The sequence below is a fragment of the Micromonospora sp. PTRAS2 genome, assembly GCF_054052245.1.
The window spans coordinates 1,037,359-1,054,032 of the sequence record NZ_JBSWBU010000002.1 but is presented as its reverse complement, the minus strand read 5'-3'; the positions used below and the strand labels follow the sequence as shown (position 1 = coordinate 1,054,032).

General features: G+C 73.9%; 13 protein-coding genes. 8 read left to right on the top strand and 5 right to left on the bottom strand.

Annotated features, from left to right (window positions below):
- Nucleotides 1–91: 91 nt before the first annotated feature.
- Nucleotides 92–1,303, bottom strand: a complete 1,212-nt coding sequence (locus tag ACVMYR_RS10525; protein ID WP_077936099.1) for an RNA-guided endonuclease InsQ/TnpB family protein — start codon at nt 1,301–1,303, stop codon at nt 92–94.
- 154 nt (nt 1,304–1,457) lie between these two features.
- Between ACVMYR_RS10525 and ACVMYR_RS10520 the strand changes: the two genes are divergently transcribed.
- Nucleotides 1,458–2,135: a GOLPH3/VPS74 family protein gene (locus ACVMYR_RS10520; protein WP_457121691.1), complete on the top strand. Its 678-nt coding sequence runs from the start codon at nt 1,458–1,460 to the stop codon at nt 2,133–2,135.
- Between the two features lie 152 nt (nt 2,136–2,287).
- Here ACVMYR_RS10520 and ACVMYR_RS10515 read toward each other — a convergent pair whose 3' ends face one another.
- Together ACVMYR_RS10515 and ACVMYR_RS10510 are read right to left on the bottom strand one after the other, a co-directional pair.
- Nucleotides 2,288–4,048, bottom strand: coding sequence for a phospho-sugar mutase (locus ACVMYR_RS10515; RefSeq protein WP_457121690.1), 1,761 nt, complete (start codon nt 4,046–4,048; stop codon nt 2,288–2,290).
- Nucleotides 4,049–4,150: 102 nt separating this feature from the next.
- Entirely contained in the window at nt 4,151–6,466 is a 2,316-nt protein-coding gene (locus tag ACVMYR_RS10510) for a serine/threonine-protein kinase (RefSeq protein WP_457121689.1), read from the bottom strand.
- Nucleotides 6,467–6,678: 212 nt separating this feature from the next.
- Between ACVMYR_RS10510 and ACVMYR_RS10505 the strand changes: the two genes are divergently transcribed.
- Nucleotides 6,679–8,262 carry an acyl-CoA mutase large subunit family protein gene (locus ACVMYR_RS10505; RefSeq protein ID WP_077936105.1) on the top strand — a complete coding sequence of 528 codons (1,584 nt, stop codon included), beginning with the start codon at nt 6,679–6,681 and terminating at the stop codon, nt 8,260–8,262.
- A 515-nt stretch (nt 8,263–8,777) separates the two neighbouring features.
- Complete coding sequence (locus ACVMYR_RS10500) at nt 8,778–10,040, top strand: amidohydrolase (protein WP_077936106.1); 1,263 nt, start codon at nt 8,778–8,780, stop codon at nt 10,038–10,040.
- Here the strand turns inward: ACVMYR_RS10500 and ACVMYR_RS10495 are convergent.
- Nucleotides 9,997–10,938, bottom strand: coding sequence for a DUF4349 domain-containing protein (locus ACVMYR_RS10495; protein WP_077936107.1), 942 nt, complete (start codon nt 10,936–10,938; stop codon nt 9,997–9,999). The two genes, ACVMYR_RS10500 and ACVMYR_RS10495, sit on opposite strands and share 44 nt — an antisense overlap.
- 119 nt (nt 10,939–11,057) lie before the next feature.
- On the opposite strand from ACVMYR_RS10495, the gene ACVMYR_RS10490 reads away from it, so the two are divergent.
- From ACVMYR_RS10490 to ACVMYR_RS10475, 4 genes are all read left to right on the top strand, one after another.
- The gene (locus ACVMYR_RS10490) at nt 11,058–11,687 is read left to right on the top strand and encodes an MBL fold metallo-hydrolase (protein WP_077936108.1); all 630 of its coding nucleotides are present in this window, start codon (nt 11,058–11,060) and stop codon (nt 11,685–11,687) included.
- Nucleotides 11,688–11,690: 3 nt separating this feature from the next.
- Nucleotides 11,691–12,686: a hypothetical protein gene (locus ACVMYR_RS10485; RefSeq protein ID WP_457121688.1), complete on the top strand. Its 996-nt coding sequence runs from the start codon at nt 11,691–11,693 to the stop codon at nt 12,684–12,686.
- A 5-nt stretch (nt 12,687–12,691) separates the two neighbouring features.
- The gene (locus tag ACVMYR_RS10480) at nt 12,692–13,441 is read left to right on the top strand and encodes an SCO6745 family protein (RefSeq protein ID WP_431893701.1); all 750 of its coding nucleotides are present in this window, start codon (nt 12,692–12,694) and stop codon (nt 13,439–13,441) included.
- Nucleotides 13,442–13,604: 163 nt separating this feature from the next.
- The gene (locus tag ACVMYR_RS10475; RefSeq protein ID WP_457121687.1) at nt 13,605–14,567 is read left to right on the top strand and encodes a GNAT family N-acetyltransferase; all 963 of its coding nucleotides are present in this window, start codon (nt 13,605–13,607) and stop codon (nt 14,565–14,567) included.
- A 136-nt stretch (nt 14,568–14,703) separates the two neighbouring features.
- Here the strand turns inward: ACVMYR_RS10475 and ACVMYR_RS10470 are convergent, their stop codons facing one another.
- Nucleotides 14,704–15,159 (bottom strand): gamma-glutamylcyclotransferase, encoded by a 456-nt coding sequence (locus ACVMYR_RS10470; protein WP_077936112.1) that lies wholly within the window; start codon nt 15,157–15,159, stop codon nt 14,704–14,706.
- 106 nt (nt 15,160–15,265) lie between these two features.
- On the opposite strand from ACVMYR_RS10470, the gene ACVMYR_RS10465 reads away from it, so the two are divergent.
- Nucleotides 15,266–16,669, top strand: a complete 1,404-nt coding sequence (locus tag ACVMYR_RS10465) for an NAD(P)H-quinone dehydrogenase (protein WP_077936113.1) — start codon at nt 15,266–15,268, stop codon at nt 16,667–16,669.
- The last annotated feature ends 5 nt before the right edge of the window (nt 16,670–16,674 follow it).

Genomic DNA, 16,674 nt, shown 5'->3' with positions numbered 1-16,674 from the left:
GGGCGGGTGCGCTCACCGGAGGAGTGTGCTCATGGGGCGCGCAGGGGTGCGCTGAGGCGCTACCGTCTCGGGCCTTGACATCCTCCTCTGCCTATAGGCAGAGGATTCCAGCGGTCGCCCGCTGGGTTTCCTGCTTCGCTGCCGACTGCCTCGTTCGAGAGGGGGCCTCCCGTTGAGGTCTTACGTCAGCTCCACAGGCTGTCACCGCCAGCCCGGCGGCCAGGATGTTGCGTGCGGCGTTCACGTCGCGGTCGTGGAGCACCCCACACCGGCAGGTCCACTCGCGGATGTTCAGCGGCATCTTCTCGGCGAGGGCACCGCAGGCGCAGCAGAGCTTGGACGACGGGAACCAGCGGTCAACTACGATCAACTTGCGGCCGTACCAGTCGGCTTTGTACTCCAGCAGGGTGCGGAACTGCCGCCAAGCCGCGTCGCTGATTGCCCGGGCCAGCCGGTGGTTCCTGGTCAGGTTTCTTACGGTCAAGTCCTCGATCACGATCGTTTGGGTTTCACGAACGAGTCGAGTGGTCAGCTTGTGCAGGTGATCGCGGCGGCGGTCCGCGATGCGCGCGTGCACCTTGGCAAGATGGAGGCGAGCCTTGGCCCGGTTCGCGGAGCCCTTCTCTTTCCGGGCAAGGTTGCGATGGGCGCGCGTCAGGCGGGTCCGGTCGGTGCGTTCGTGTCGCGGGTTGGTGATCTTTTCCCCGGTGGAGAGGGTGAGCAGGCTGTCCAGGCCGGCGTCCACCCCCACCGCCTCGCCAGGCGCCGTCCGGGGTGCGATCAGGTCTTCGCAGAGCAGGGATACGAACCACCGTCCCGCCGCATCCTGCGACACCGTCACGGTCGACGGGCAGGCACCCTCAGGCAGCGGGCGCGACCACACCACGTTCAACGGCTCGGACATCTTGGCCAGCGTCAGCCGGCCGTGCCGATAGCGGAATGCGCTGCGGGTGTACTCCGCCGACCGGCGGGACTTCTTCCGGCTCTTGAAGCGCGGGTATCCAGCGCGCCGGGCGAAAAAGTTCGTGAAAGCGACTTGCAGATGCCGCAACGCCTGCTGCAACGGCACCGACGAAACCTCGTTGAGGAATACCAACTCCTCGGTCTTCTTCCACCCGGTCAGCAACGCCGACGTGGCCTGATATCCGACCCGTTCCCGGCGCAGGGCCCACGCCTCGCTGCGGACCCGCAACGCCATGTTGTAGACCAACCTGACGCACCCGAACGTCCGGGTAAGCTCCGCCGCCTGCCCCTCTGTCGGGTAGAAGCGGTAGGTGAACGCCCGCTTCACCGCCCTGGTCACGACTTGCAGAGTAGTCGTTCCATGAGTGGGCCTCACGGTGGCGCGCGGGACGACGCCTACCGCCCTTGGCGGCGGACCGGCTTTCCCGCCCTGCGCCGCAGGGGTTCCGATTCCTCCCTGCCATAACGGCAGGAACATCCACGGAAGGAACACGATGACTGGTGTTGCGCTGGCCGAGGAGTTGCTGCTCCTCGCGTACGACGATGAATCCGGCAAGGCGACCATGCCGCGGATCAGCCTCGACCTCGGGATGGCCGCCGCCGTACTGATCGAGCTGGCCCTCGCCGGCCGGATCGCGTACGCCGACGGGAACCTGGTGGTCACGGACCCGGCGCCCACCGGCGAGCCGATCCTGGACGAGGTCCTGGGCCGGATGGCCGCCGACACCCCGCACACGCCGTCGTCTTGGGTGCAGCGGCTGCGGCACGGCCTGCGCGACCGGATCCTGGCGACCCTGGTCGCCCAGGGCGTGGTGCGCGACGTCGAGGAGACGGAGCTGGGCTTCATCCACGTGCACCGTTACCCGACGGCGGACGCCACGGTGGAGGAGGACACCCGGCGGCGGCTCGCCGAGGCGCTGGCCGGCGGCCAGCTCCCCGACGAGGCGACGGCGGCGCTGGCCACCCTGGTCGCCGTGCTGCGGATGGAGCCGGCGCTCGGCCTGACCGGCGACGCCGCCGTCGATGCCCGGCGGCGGCTGGAGGAGATCGCGGGCGGGGCCGGCTTCTCCGGCACCGTCAGCCTGGACGACTCGGTGGTGCGCCCCTCGGTGGCCCTGGTCGTCACCGCCCTAGGCCAGGCGGTCGACGCCGCCCTCGGCAAGCGCGCCTAAGGCACAAACCCACCCACCCAGCCTCGGTGATCAAGAGAAATGCGTCATCGTCGGCCTCGACGATGACGCAAACCTCTTGATCACCGAGTTGCGGCGGGCCCGGCCCGGCCGCGGGTGCCGGTCAGGACGCCGGAGGGGGCGGGCGTGCGGCCTTACACGCCGAGGGCGGCGGCGATCTCCGTGCGGAGGGCCGCCAGCGCCGTCGCCGCGCGGCTGCGGGCCGCCGGCACGTCGCCGTCCGCGACCGGCTCCACCACCTCCAGGTACGCCTTCAGCTTCGGCTCGGTGCCCGACGGGCGGATCACCACCCGGGCCGCCTCGTTGCGCAGGATCACCACGTCCGCCTCGGGGAGCAGGTCCCGCGCCTCGGTCACCGGCTGCCCGAGCAGCGTCGTCGGGATGGCCGCCCGCACCCGGGCCATCGTGTCGGCGATGATCCGCAGGTCGTCGACCCGCACCGAGAGCTGGTCGGTGTGGTGCACGCCGAACTCGGCGGCCAGCTCGTCGAGCCGGTCGGTCAGGGTGCGCCCCTGCGCCTTCAGGCCGGCGGCCAGCTCGGCGACGGTCAGCGCGGCGGTGATGCCGTCCTTGTCGCGTACGTGGTCCGGGGCGACGCAGTAGCCCAGCGCCTCCTCGTAGCCGTAGACGAGGGGCGCGGAACCGCCGCCTGCCCGGACGATCCACTTGAACCCGGTGAGCGTCTCGTCGTACGGCAGGCCCCGGGCGGCGCACATGGCCCGCAGCAGGGACGACGACACGATGGTGGTGGCGTAGAGACCCTGCACGCCCCGGCGCATGAGGTGGTCGGCGAGCAGTGCGCCCACCTCGTCGCCGCGCAGCATCCGCCAGCCGCCGCCCCCGTTCGCGCCCGCGGGGCCGGCAACGGTCGCCGGGCCGGCAGGGCCCGCCGCACCCCCGTCGCGGACGGCGACCGCGCAGCGGTCCGCGTCGGGGTCGTTGGCGATGGCCAGGTCGGCGTCGGTGCGCCGGGCGAGGCCGACGAGGCGGTCGATCGCCCCCGGCTCCTCCGGGTTGGGGAAGCTGACGGTGGGGAAGTCCGGGTCCGGCACGGCCTGGTCGGGCACCACGCCGGGGATGCCGAAGGCGGCGCGGGCGAAGGCGGCGGTCAGCACGGCCGCGCCGACGCCGTGCAGCGGCGTGTAGGCCACCTTCAGCCGCCGGGCTCCCGCCGGCTCGACCACGGCGGCGGCCCGGTCGACGTACGAGACGACGAGGTCGTCGCCGACGACCTGACCGGCCGGGCCCAGCGGCACGTCGGCGAGGGGACCGACCGCCCGGATGGCGGCCTCGATGCCGGTGTCGGCGGGCGCCACGATCTGCGCCCCCGCGCCCAGCTCGCCGCCGAGCTGCGCGCCGAGGTAGACCTTGTAGCCGTTGTCCTGCGGCGGGTTGTGGCTGGCGGTCACCATCACGCCGGCCGCCGCGTCGAGCTGCCGCACCGCGTACGCGAGCACGGGGGTGGGCAGCGGGCGGGGCAGCAGCAGGGCGGCGCGGCCCGCGCCGGTGGCGACCTGGGCGGTGCGCTCGGCGAACTCCCGCGAGCCGTGCCGGGCGTCGTACCCGATGACCAGCGGGCCGGTGGCGTCCTGGGCGGCGAGCCAGGCGACGAGCCCGGCGGCGGCCTGGGTGACGACGGCGAGGTTCATCCCGTTGGGGCCGGCGCGCAGCGGGCCGCGCAGCCCGGCGGTGCCGAAGGTCAGCGGCCCGGCGAACCGGTCGGCCAGCTCGGGCGCGCTCGCCGGCAGCCCGTCGAGCACGGCCTGCAGCTCGTCGCGGCTGGCCGGGTCGGGGTCGTCGTCAAGCCACCGCCGGGCCTGGTCGCGAAGGTCGTCGAGCCCGCGTGCGTCGTCGCGGTCGCGGGTCTCGTCAAGGTCAGTGGGTTCCGCCGCCATGGCTCTTGATAGCACGGCGGCGGATCACCACGTCGCGTCGGCCCGGCCGGGCCGGTGTCGCGTCGGCCCGGGCCCGGCCGGTGTCGGGTCGCCCCGTCGGGGTCAGTTGCTGCCGCCGCCGAGCTTGAACGAGGCCACCATCTGGTCGAAGATCGGCTTGCTCTCGGCGAACCGGGCGTCGGTCGAGGAGAGGTAGAACGAGTAGACCTTGCCCTCGTGCACCACCCCGCGCCACACCCCGTGCCGCTTGCTGTCGCCCTCGCCGCACGTGTATTCGAACTCCGCCGCCGCCTTGCCGTCGAGCTCCTGCTCGGTCATCGACACCTGGTTGTACGGCTTCTGGCAGGAGGCCGACCGGCTGCGCAGGCCGTTCGCGGCGGACTCGGCCCAGCGCATCGACGAGGTGCTCCACCGTTCGGAGAGGATGCGCACCTTGCGGCCGTTGTCCTCCGGGTCGACGTAGTCGACCCACACGGCCCCGTCGGCGCTGCGGCGCTCCCAGCCCTTCGGCACCTGCACGGTGACGCCCTTGGCCGACTGCTCCTGCATCTCCACCCCGGGACCGGCAGGCGCACCCGCGCTCGGCTGCCCCTGCGGGGTGGCCGGCGACTCCGGGTCGTCGCCACCGGTGAAGGCGAACACGGCGACCAGCAGCAGCACGGCGAGGCCGCCGGCCGCGGCGAGCTGCGTCCTGCGCGGCCAGCCCTTGACGGTGGCGACGAGGCGGCCGGCTGCTCCGCCGCCGGTGGCCGGGGCGGGCGCGCCGGCGGCCGGGGCGGTCCACGGCTGGCCGGTGCCGGGCACCGACCACTGGCCGCCGCCGTACGCGCCACCGCCGACGCGCTGGGTGGCGTCGGGGGAGCCGCCGAAGCCGGGGACCGGCTGGGTGGCGTCGGGCTGGCTGCCGTAGGTGACCCGCTGCGTCGCGTCCGGTCGGGGCCCGAACGGCACCTGCTGGGTGGCGTCCGGCGAGCCGCCGCGGAAGCCGGGCACCTGCTGCGTCGCGTCGGCCGCACCCCCGCCGAAGCCGGAGACCCGTTGCGTCGCGTCGGGCGAGGCGCCGAGGCCGGAGACCCGTTGCGTGGCGTCGGGCGAGCCGCCGCCCTGGGGCACGCGCTGGGTGGCGTCGGACGAGCCGCCGTACGTCATCCGCTGGGTGGCCTCCGGCGCGGCGCCCGCGTCGACCCGCTGGGTCGCCGCAGGCGGGCCGCCGTACGTGCGGCCGGCCGGCGGCGGGGGCGGCGCGGGCATCGCACCGGTGGGGGTGTGCAGCGGGCCGGCGAGCGCGTCGGCGCTGGTGTCGTCCAGCGCGGCGGCGCTCGCGGCGGCGGCGGTCTTCTTCTTGTTCTTGCCCTTCTCGCCCCGGCGCAGCGCGGCCAGCCGGTCGGTCAGCGACTCGCCGGGGGCGAGCATCGCCCGGCCGCCGATCTGCCCGCTGGGCTTCGGCTCCTCGGCGGGCGGCGGCGTGACGACGGGCGGGCGCGGCTTGACCGGCACCACCGCGTACGGGTCGGTGACCGAGTTGACGGCGGTGGCGGTGCTGGTCAGCGGGCCGGCGAGCAGCTCGCGCAGCATCGCGCGGGCGGTGTGCACGTCGAGGCGGCGGGCCGGGTCCTTCTCCAGCAGCCCCATCAGCACCCGGGTCAGCGGGCCGCTGCGCTGCGGTGTGGCCGGCGGGTCCTCGACCACGGCGTGCATGGTCTCGATCGGGTCGCCCTTGTCGAACGGGGGCCGGCCCTCCACCGCCGTGTAGAGGGTCACGCCGAGGGAGAACAGGTCGCTCGGCGGGCCGAAATCCTGACCCATGGCCCGCTCGGGCGAGATGAAGTGCGGCGAGCCGAGCACCATCCCCGGCGTGGTGAGCTGCACGTCGGTGGGGAGCTTGGCCACGCCGAAGTCGGTGAGCACGCACCGGCCGTCGGTGCAGATCAGCACGTTGGCCGGCTTGACGTCGCGGTGCAGCACCCCGATCGCGTGGGCCACCTCCAGCGCGCCGAGCAGGGCGATGCCGATCTTGGCGACCGCGCGGGGGGCCACGGGCCCGTCCTCGATCACCATGTCGGCGAGGCTGCGGGCGTCCAGCAGCTCCATCACGATCCAGGGGCGGCCACCCTCGGTGACCACGTCGTACACCTGGACGACGGCCGGGTGCTGGATGGCCGCCGCCGCGCGGGCCTCGCGCAGCGTGCGTTCGTACATGGCGTCGCGGTCGCTCGGGGCCAGGCCCGGCGGGAGGACGACCTCCTTCACCGCCACGTCGCGCCGCAACAGGGTGTCTGTGGCACGCCAGACCGTGCCCATGCCGCCGTTGCCCACCGCGGACCGGAGGGAGTATCGGTCACCGATGGTGGTGCCGGCTGCCGCACGTCCGTGGGGTGGGCTGACTGGTCCGCCGCTCCACGTCGGGATCTGAGTCACAGAAAAGCCACCGGGGGAAATCGAGGGGGCTGGGACACAACACCCCTATCTTGCTGGTTCCGACGCCCGATGCGAAACCCGACGCGACGGACGTTTACCGAACCGGACCCTACGTGGCCAGGTGTTCACCCTCGGGGGCGCCGGGAAAGACAGGGGTCCGGTGTGCGGAATCCCTCACCCTCCGGCGCGGCGGCACGTCCTACCATCCGGGGATGAGCGAACCGCGGTCGAGCGAGTCCGGCTTCCCGATCAAGGGTGTCTACACCCAGGCGGACCTGCCAGAAGACCTGCCCGACCGGCTGGGCGGGCCGGGGGAGTTCCCGTACACCCGTGGGGTCTACTCCACCATGTACACCTCCCGACCGTGGACGATGCGACAGTACGCCGGCTTCGGCACCGCCACCGAGAGCAACGCGCGCTACCACCAGCTCCTGCGCGCCGGCACCATGGGCCTGTCCGTCGCGTTCGACCTGCCCACCCAGATGGGGTACGACTCGGACGACCCGATCGCCCACGGCGAGGTCGGCAAGGTCGGTGTCGCGATCGACTCGATCGAGGACATGCGGCTGCTGTTCGACGGAATCCCGCTGGACAAGGTGTCCACCTCGATGACGATCAACGCGCCCGGGTCGGTGCTGCTCCTGCTCTACCAGCTCGTCGCCGAGGAGGCCGGGGTGCCGGGCGCGGCGCTCAACGGCACGATCCAGAACGACATCCTGAAGGAGTACATCGCCCGGGGGACGTACATCTTCCCGCCGAAGCCGTCGCTGCGGCTGGTCGCCGACACGTTCGCCTACTGCCGGGCGGAGGTGCCGAAGTGGAACACGATCTCCATCTCCGGCTACCACATGGCCGAGGCCGGCGCGACGCCCGCGCAGGAGATCGCGTTCACCCTGGCCAACGGCGTCGAGTACGTCCGGGCGGCGCTCGCCGCCGGGCTGGCCGTGGACGACTTCGCGCCCCGGCTGTCGTTCTTCTTCGTCGCCCGCACCACCCTGCTGGAGGAGGTCGCGAAGTTCCGCGCCGCCCGGCGGATCTGGGCCCGGCTCATGCGCGACGAGTTCGGCGCGAAGAACCCGAAGTCGATGATGCTGCGCTTCCACACCCAGACGGCGGGCGTGCAGCTCACCGCCCAGCAGCCCGAGGTGAACCTGGTCCGGGTGGCGATCCAGGGGCTGGGCGCGGTGCTCGGCGGCACCCAGTCGCTGCACACGAACAGCTTCGACGAGGCCATCGCGCTGCCCACCGAGAAGGCCGCCCGGCTGGCGCTGCGCACCCAGCAGGTCCTCGCGTACGAGACGGACCTGACCGCCACCGTCGACCCGTTCGCCGGGTCGTACGTGGTGGAGGCGATGACCGCCGAGATCGAGGCGGCGGTGGTGGAGCTGATGGAGCGGGTGGCCGACCACGGTTCGGTGGTCGACGCCATCGAGGCGGGCTTCCAGAAGCGGGAGATCGAGCAGTCGGCATACCAGATGGCCCAGGAGATCGACTCGGGCGAGCGGGTGGTGGTGGGCCTCAACCGGTTCACGGTCGACACCGACGAGCCGTACGAGCCGCTGCGGGTGGACCCGACGATCGAGGCGGCCCAGGCCGAGCGGCTGGCGAAGCTGCGGGTCGAGCGGGACAACGCCGCCGTCGAGCGGGCGCTGGGCGAGCTGCGCGCCGCCGCCGAGGGCACGGCGAACGTGCTGCACCCGATGAAGGAGGCGCTGCGGTCCCGGGCCACCGTCGGCGAGGTCTGCGGCACCCTGCGCCAGGTCTGGGGCACGTACCGCCCCAGCGACAGGTTCTGACCCACCCCTGATCCGTCGGTTGAGGGGTCGCGAAGCGTAACCGGGCGGGGCTAGGGTCGCCGGTGTGAGCCCAGCCGGGGCGGCCCGGTGTGTGCCACCCGGGGCAGTGGGTAACCCGTCCGGGTGAACGGGACGGACAGCGTGTGCGGGAGCATGCCGACCCGTCGTGTCACCGTCGGGAGTCGCCCGGCCGCCGAGTGCGGTCGGTTAATTGTCTGAGCGGCGGTTAGCCGAAGCGACTAATGCGACAATTCGGTAGCGACGGCCCCGGATCGAGGGTGATTTCGTGACCGCCGAGTCGGTTACGGGTTGTAGGAGGTGTGGGGCAGATGACGGCGTTCAACCGCGATCTACCTGCTGTCCCGCAGATTATGGAGCCCTCCCACCAGGGCTTTCGTGACGCTGCGCGGTCCGATCACTACGGGAATGATGTTGCACAGAGTCACCGTCGAAGGTCTAGGCTGGCGGCTGTCATCCCCGAAGATCCATCCATTCCTAGTGATCGAGATTTCGACGTGACGAGTGCGTTGACGCTGCCGAACGGCAGCCACCTGGCGTCGTCGGCCTGGCCGGAGTCGCCGTCCGGGTCGCAGCCTTTGCCCTTCGAGCTCGACCATCTGCTCGCCCTCCGGGTGCCCGGCCTCATCGCCACCCGCCGGCACATCCACTCCCACCCGGAGCTCTCCGGCGAGGAGTTCGAGACAGCGGCCCTGATCGCCCGCGAGCTGTCCCTCGCCGGGCTGCGGCCCCGCCTGCTGCCGAAGGGCAACGGGGTCATCTGCGACATCGACGGCCGCCCCGACGGCCCGGTGGTCGCGCTGCGCGCCGACATCGACGCGCTGCCGCTGACCGACGTCAAGGACGTGCCCTACCGGTCCACGAAGGACGGCGTCTGCCACGCCTGCGGCCACGACGTGCACACCACGGTGCTGCTCGGCGTCGGCATGCTGCTGGCCCAGCTCGCCGACCTCGGCGAACTGGACGGCCGGGTCCGGCTGATCTTCCAGCCGGCGGAGGAGATCCTGCCCTGCGGCTCGCTGGAGGTCATCGAGGCCGGCGGCCTCGACGACGTCGTGCAGATCTTCGCGCTGCACTGCGACCCCAACCAGCCCGTCGGCAAGGTCGGCCTGCGGGTCGGCCCGATCACCGCCGCCGCCGACAACGTCACCGTGCGGCTCACCGGACCGGGCGGGCACACCGCCCGCCCGCACCTGACCGTCGACCTGGTCGACGCGCTCGGCCGGCTGGTCACCGAGGTGCCCGCCCTGGTCAGCCGCCGGGTGCCGGCCAACAGCGGGCTGCTGCTGGTGTTCGGCCACGCCTCGGCCGGCACCCGGTACAACGTGATCCCGTCCGAGGCGACCGCGTCCGGCACCCTGCGGGTGATGGACCGCAACACCTGGGACGAGGCCCCCAAGATCGTCGCTCAGGTGGTGCGGGACGTCATCGCCCCCACCGGCGCCACCGTCGACCTGGAATACCTGCGCGGCCGGCCCCCGGTCACCAACGACGCCCGGGCGATCCAGGTGCTGACGGCGGCGACCCACGCCGCGCTCGGCCCGGACGGGGTCGCCGAGACCCCGCAGAGCATGGGCGGCGAGGACTTCAGCTGGTATCTGGAGCACGTCCCCGGCGCGCTGGCCCGCCTCGGCGTCGGCCGGTCCGGCCCGAACGTCGACCTGCACCGGGCCTCGTTCGACGTCGACGAGCGGGCCATCGCGGTCGGCGTCCGGGTCATGGTGCAGACCGCGCTGCGGGCACTGGCGGCGGCGCGCTGACGACCGGCGCCGGCGCCCGCCGCCGGCGCCGCCTCAGCACCGTCACCAGCACGGCCACCGGCACGCCGATGGCCACCGCGAACGGCAGCAGCGCCCCGAGCACCGTGAGCAGCACGCCCAGCGAGGCGACGAACGCCGTCCAGCCGCCGCGCAGACCGACCAGGAAACCGGTGTCGGGCTCCGGGTCCCGGACGTCCGCCTCCGGCCCGACCAGGGTGAGGGTGATGGTGGAGAGCGCCGTCAGGTCGGCCAGGCGGCGCTTCTTCGCCTCCAGCGAGGCGAGGTCGGCCTCCCGGCGGGCCACCTCGCTCTCCAGCGTCACCAGGTCGCCGATCGAGGTGGCCCGCGCCAGCAGCTTGCGACCGCTCTCGACCCGGGCCCGCTGGGTGGCGATCCGCGCGTCGAGGTCGACGGTCTCCTCGGTCACGTCCTCCGTGCGGATCGCCCGCTGCTCCTGCCGGCCGAGCCGCGCCAGCTCCTCCAGCACGGCGGTGAACCGCTCCGCCGGCACCCGCAGCTGCAGCTCCGCCCGGGCGTTGGCGGTCCCCCCGCTGCTGCGCTCGTCGCCGCCGACGAAGCCACCGATGCCGGTGACCGCCGTGACGGCCGACCGGGCGGCGGCGTCCACATCGTCCACCCGTACCCGCATGGTTCCGGTGTAGATGATCGAGCGCTGGTCGACCCGCAGGTCCGGTGACCCGCCGCCCGCGCCCGAGCGCGCCCCACCGGCGTCGGCCCCCTGCTCCGCCTTCGCCCCGCCGGCCGGTGCCTCCTGCTGCGGAGCCACCGCCGCCGAGTCCTCGGCGCCGCCGCTGCCGTCGGCGCTGCACCCGCCGACCGCCAGCAACGCCACCAACCCCACCGCGGTCCACAACCTGCGTCTCGCGTGTCCGTCCATCAACAGCTCCGATCGTCTGCGCCCCCCGTCGGGCGTTACGTCAGACGTGGCGCGGCACCGGGCCGGTTCCGGCAGACTGCGCTCTGAGACATCACGATTAGGTCAATCGAGGAGTCACGATGCAGCTCACCAAGTACGCCCACTCCTGCCTCCGCGTCGAGCACGACGGCGGGGTGCTGGTCGTCGACCCCGGCGTCTTCAGCGACCCGGGCGCGCTGGACGGGGCGGACGCGGTGCTGATCACCCACGAGCACCCCGACCACGTGGACGTCGCGGCCCTCACCCGGCAGCTCGACCGCCGGCCGCTGCGCATCCACGGCCCGGCCTCGCTGGCCGGCGTCCTCGGCGACGCGGCCGAGGCCCTGGAGCCGGTCGCGCCCGGTCAGTCGTTCACGGCCGCGGGTGTGCCGGTACGCGCCTACGGCGGCCGGCACGCCGTCATCCACCCCGACATCCCGGTCGTGGACAACCTCGGATACCTGCTCGACGACGTCGTCTACCACCCCGGCGACGCGCTGGTGGCACCCGAGGACGTCCAGGTGGACACGCTCTTCGCGCCGATCCACGCCCCCTGGTCGAAGTTCTCCGAGGTCGTCGACTTCATCCGCGCGGTCGCCCCGCGCCGGGCCTTCGCCCTGCACGACGGGCTGCTCAACGACAACGGGCTCGCCGTCCTCGACCGCCAGTACGCCGCCCTGTCCGGCACCGACTACCAGCGCCTCGAGCCGGGCAGCCGGCTCGACGCCTGAGCCGTGCCACTCCCGCAGGACCTCCTCCGGCGGCTCTACACCGAGCCGCCGGAGGGGTTCGTCGCCACCCGCGACGCGGCCGTCGCCGAGGCCCGGCGCTCCGGCGACCCGGCCACGGCCCGCGAGATCGCCCGGCTGCGCCGGCCCACCGTGGCCGCCTGGCTGGTCAACCTGCTCGCCCTGCGCCGCCCCGAGCTGGTCGCCGACCTGACCCGGCTCGCCGAGGCGCTGCGCGCCGCCCAGCGCGACCTGCGCGGCCCCCGGCTGCGGGAGCTGTCCGCCCAGCGGCGGGCGGCGGTCGCCGCGCTGGTCGCCGAGGCGCGCCGGCTGGCCGCCGACGTCGAGGGCGGCCCGCCGGCCGGGAAGCTGCCGCTGGGCGAGGTGGAGGCGACCCTCAACGCCGCCCTCTCGGACGCGGAGGTGGCCGAGCAGGTGCGCTCCGGCCGGCTGTTGCGGGCCGCCAGCTACGCCGGCTTCGGCGAGGTGCCCCGCCCCCAGCTCCGCCTGGTCACCGGCGGCGAGGAGCCGACACCACCCGCCGGCCCACCCGCCGGCCCCGGGCGCCGCGCCGCCCGGGAGGACGACCGCGCCGAGCGTGCCGCCCGGAAGGCCGACCGTGCCGAGCGGGACGCCGCCTGTGCCACCCGGGAGGCCGAGCGCGCCGCGCGGGCCGAGCGGGCCCGGCAGCGCCGGGCGCTGGAGCGGGAACTGACGCGGGCGCGTACCGACCAGGAGCGGGCCGAGGCGGAGCTGGCCGGCGCGGCGGAGGCCGAGCACGACGGCGCCGAGGAACTGGCCGGCATCGAACGGTCGCTGGCCGAGCTGGAACGGCGGCGCGCCCAGGCCGAACAGGAGTTGAGCCGACGGAAGCTGGCCCGCCGGGCGGCGGAGCGGGCCGTCACCGCCGCCCGCCGCCGCACCGGCGAGGTCGAGGGCACGATCGAGGCGGTGGACGCCGAAGAGGGGGCTGCGGCGGAGGGCCCCGGCGGGGCAGACTGATCCCGATGACGCCGGAGCAGGTCGCCGCCGCGAGCAAGCCGTTGGTGCTGGGGCTCGGGGCGGCGTTCACCCGCTGCCCGGCCACCCTGCGCCGGGCCGGCCGGCTCGGCATCCCCGGCTGGGCCTTCCACATCGCCGGCCGGGCCGGGGTGCTCGGCGACGTCCGGGTCGCCACGGTGACCGCCGCCCTCGGCTTCGTCGCCCCCGACGCCGTCGCCGACGGGTGGGACGCCGCCGCCCGCGTGCTCCGGCCGCCCGAGGTGGCGGCGGCGTACCTGGCCGAATGCTGCCGGTGGGGTATCGAGCACCTGGCCGCCATGGCCGGGGTGACCCGGCTGGCGACCCTGCTGCACCGGGTGGCCGACGCGGCCGACGCCAGCGCGATGCCGCTCTTCGCCGCCTGGCGGGCCACGCCGCCGCCGGCCGACTCACCGGCCGCCCGCGCCGCCGTCGGGCTGCTGCTGCTCCGGGAACACGTCATCGGGGCGTGCCTGCTGGCGTCGCGGGCCGGCGGGCTGACGCCGCTGGAGTCGGTGCTGACCGGCCCGGACGGGGAGTCCGCCGCGCTCGCCTGCGGCTGGCCGCCGCCGTATCCCCCGGCCGGGCCCCTGGTGCGCCGGCGGCTGTGGGCCGACGCGGTGACCGACCGCCTGACGTCGGTCGGCTTCCGGGCCCTCACCCCGGCCGAGGGCACCGAACTGCTCGACCTGCTGACCACCGCGCATACCCTGGTGCAAGGAAGGGCCCCTTCTTAACGCCTGAGGTAGAGAAGGGTCCCCTTCTCACCGCGCCGCCCCGCGCCGAGCGGCGCGCGGGGCGGCGCGGGGCGCTGCGAGGCGCCGAGCGCGCCAGGGGGAGCGGGAGCGGCGGGAGGAAAATGGGGGGCGCGGGGGCAGGGGTGGCTGCCAGGATCGCCCCGTGACTCTTCCCGCCGGCTGGGCGGCGCGCCGCCCCACCCTCGACGACGTACCCGCGATCCTCGCGGTCGTGCACGCCGCCGACACCTTCTCGATCGGCCACCCGGACTTCGACGCCGAGGACGTCAAGGCCGCGCTGACGGCACCCCACTTCGACCCGGCGCGCGACTCCTGGCTGGTCAGCGACCCGCAGGGCCGGCTCGTCGCCTGGTCGCTGGTCGACAACCCGACCGGGGTGGGCCGGGAGTTCGTCGACGTCCTCGTCGATCCGGAGCACGGCGCGGCGGTCCGTGCGCCGCTGCTCGCCCGGATGCTGGACCGGGTCGCCGAACGGGCCGCCGAACGGGGCCTGCCCGCGCTGACCGCCCGCGTCTCGGCGTACGGGCCGGAGACCCGGTGGGCGGGCGAGCTGGCCGAGGCCGGGTTCACCCGGGTAAAGCGGTACCTGCGGATGAGCCGGGAGCTGGCCGACCTGCCCGCCGAGCCGCCGCTGCCGCCGGGGGTGACGGTCCGCCCGCTGCGCGCCGGCGACGAGGCGGACCTGCGACTGTTCCACCGGATCTTCGACACGGCGTTCCGGGACACCCTGGACTACGAGCCGGTCGGGTACGACCAGTGGCGCGAGCACCTGCCCGCGTACGCCAGGACCTGGGACGAGTGGTTCGTCGCCGAGGTCGACGGTGAGCCGGCCGGCGCGTTGCAGTCGTCCGACCAGGCGCTGGAGCAGGACATGGGCTGGGTGCGCACCCTGTCGGTGCTGCCGACGCACCGGCGGCGCGGGGTGGGGGCCGCGCTGCTGCGCCGGGCCTTCGCGGTCTACGCGGCCAAGGGGCGGCGGCAGGCCGGCCTCGGCGTGGACCTCGCCAACCCGACCTCCCCGGCGACGCTCTACCGCTCGGTGGGGCTGCGGGAGCTGCACTGGGCCGACATGTACGAGCGCACCGTCCCCGCCGCCGGCACGTGACGGAGCCCCGCCGCTGCGTGACAGGAAACCCGCCGTTGCGTGACGGGCGGCCCGCCGGTGTGGGCCAGGCGACCCCGCCCCGGGCCGCCGTGCGCCCCGATCCGGGGAAGAGCAGACTGGGGGCGTGGGAGACGCGCTATGCCGACGCGGTGCCGGTGGGGCGGGACCGCAGCTCGCTGACGTAGTCGTCGGGTGCGCCCGCCTTCTCGGCGGCGTTGGCGATCTCCGACAGGTACCAGGCCGTCGGCAGGCCGCCCTCGTAGCCGTCGAAGACGTAGACCCAGGCGGTCACGTCCCCGTCGAGGGTGGAGACCCGGACGTGCAGCTTCCGGTACGTCCCGGAGGCCACCCCCTCGATCTCGTCGAGCTGGGCGGCGTCGTAGGGGTGGATGTCGTAGAGCGCCACGAACACCCGGTCGCCGGGGGACTCGACGACGGTGCTGACCGCGCCCTCCCAGCCGATCACGCCCTCGCCGGCGAAGGTAAGCCGCCAGCCCTCCAGCCAGCCGACGCCGACCATCGGGGAGTGCGGGCAGTAGGCGCGCATCCGGGCGGGATCCAGGTTTGAGCCGTAGGCGGCGTAATGACGCACGGCGATGACGATAGCCCGGCGGACGGGTGGGGGAGAATACGACGGTGCGTGTCGGACGTGTCGGGGAGAAGAAAGTCACTGTGAGCATGGACGAGGGGCGACAGCTGTGAGCCAGATCGTGATCATCGGCGGTGGGCCGGCCGGGTACGAGGCGGCTCTGGTCGCCGCCCAGTTGGACGCCGATGTCACCGTGGTGGAGGCCGAGGGGGCCGGCGGCGCGTGCGTGCTGTCCGACTGCGTCCCCTCGAAGACGTTCATCGCCAGCTCGGAGGTGGTCACCGGCTACCGGGACACCGAGGAGTTCGGGGTGCACTCCGACGGGCTGGAGGCGGTCACGGTCGACGCGCGGACCGTGCACGAGCGGGTCAAGCGGCTCGCGCTGGCCCAGTCCGCCGACATCCACGCCAAGCTGGTCAAGGCCGGCGTCACCTTCGTCGCCGGCACGGCCCGGCTCGGCGAGGACATGCTGGGCCACACCCACCGCGTCGTCGTCACCCCGGCCGACGGCTCCGGAAAGCACTCGATCGACGCGTCGACCGTGCTGGTCGCCACCGGGGCCACCCCGCGCCAGCTCCCCACGGCCGTGCCCGACGGCGAGCGCATCCTGACCTGGCGGCAGGTGTACGACCTGCCCGAGCTGCCCGAGCACCTGATCGTGGTCGGCTCCGGCGTCACCGGCGCCGAGTTCGCCAGCGCGTACCTGGCGATGGGGGTCCCGGTCACCCTCGTCTCCAGCCGGGACCGGGTGATGCCGCACGAGGACGCCGACGCCGCCATGGCGATCGAGCGGGTGTTCCGTTCCCGGGGCATGACGATCCTCAACAACTCCCGCGCCGAGGGCGTGCGGCGCACCGCCGACGGGGTGGAGGTGGAGCTGGCCGACGGCCGGCTGGTGCAGGGCTCGCACGCGCTCATCGCGGTCGGCTCGATCCCCAACACCGCCGGCCTCGGCCTCGCAGAATACGGCGTGGAGCTGGCCCGGGGCGGCTACGTCACCGTCGACCGGGTGTCGCGCACCAACGTCCCCGGGATCTACGCGGCCGGCGACTGCACGGGGGTGCTACCGCTGGCCAGCGTCGCCGCGATGCAGGGCCGGATCGCGATGTGGCACGCCCTCGGCGAGGCGGTCCGGCCGCTGCGGCTGCGTACGGTCGCCGCGAACGTCTTCACCGACCCGGAGCTGGCCACCGTGGGCGTCTCCCAGGACGAGGTGGACGCGGGTCGGACCCCGGCCCGCCAGGTGATGCTGCCGCTGTCGGGCAACGCGCGGGCGAAGATGGACGACCTCGCCGACGGCTTCGTGAAGCTGTTCTGCCGCCCGGCCAGCGGCCAGGTGATCGGCGGCGTGGTGGTGGCCCCGAAGGCCAGCGAGCTGATCCTGCCGATCACGATGGCGGTGGAGAACAACCTCACGGTCAACGAGCTGGCCCAGACCATCACGATCTACCCGAGCCTGTCGGGTTCGATCACCGAGGCGGCCCGCCAGCTCATGCTCCACGAGCTGGAGTAGCCGAG

Excerpts from the sequence above, each read along its gene's own strand:
- ACVMYR_RS10520 (WP_457121691.1), top strand. The coding sequence starts at position 1,458 with ATGACTGGTGTTGCGCTGGCCGAGGAGTTGCTGCTCCTCGCGTACGAC.
- ACVMYR_RS10515 (WP_457121690.1), bottom strand. The coding sequence starts at position 4,048 with ATGGCGGCGGAACCCACTGACCTTGACGAGACCCGCGACCGCGACGAC.
- ACVMYR_RS10505 (WP_077936105.1), top strand. The coding sequence starts at position 6,679 with ATGAGCGAACCGCGGTCGAGCGAGTCCGGCTTCCCGATCAAGGGTGTC.
- ACVMYR_RS10495 (WP_077936107.1), bottom strand. The coding sequence starts at position 10,938 with ATGGACGGACACGCGAGACGCAGGTTGTGGACCGCGGTGGGGTTGGTG.
- ACVMYR_RS10490 (WP_077936108.1), top strand. The coding sequence starts at position 11,058 with ATGCAGCTCACCAAGTACGCCCACTCCTGCCTCCGCGTCGAGCACGAC.
- ACVMYR_RS10480 (WP_431893701.1), top strand. The coding sequence starts at position 12,692 with ATGACGCCGGAGCAGGTCGCCGCCGCGAGCAAGCCGTTGGTGCTGGGG.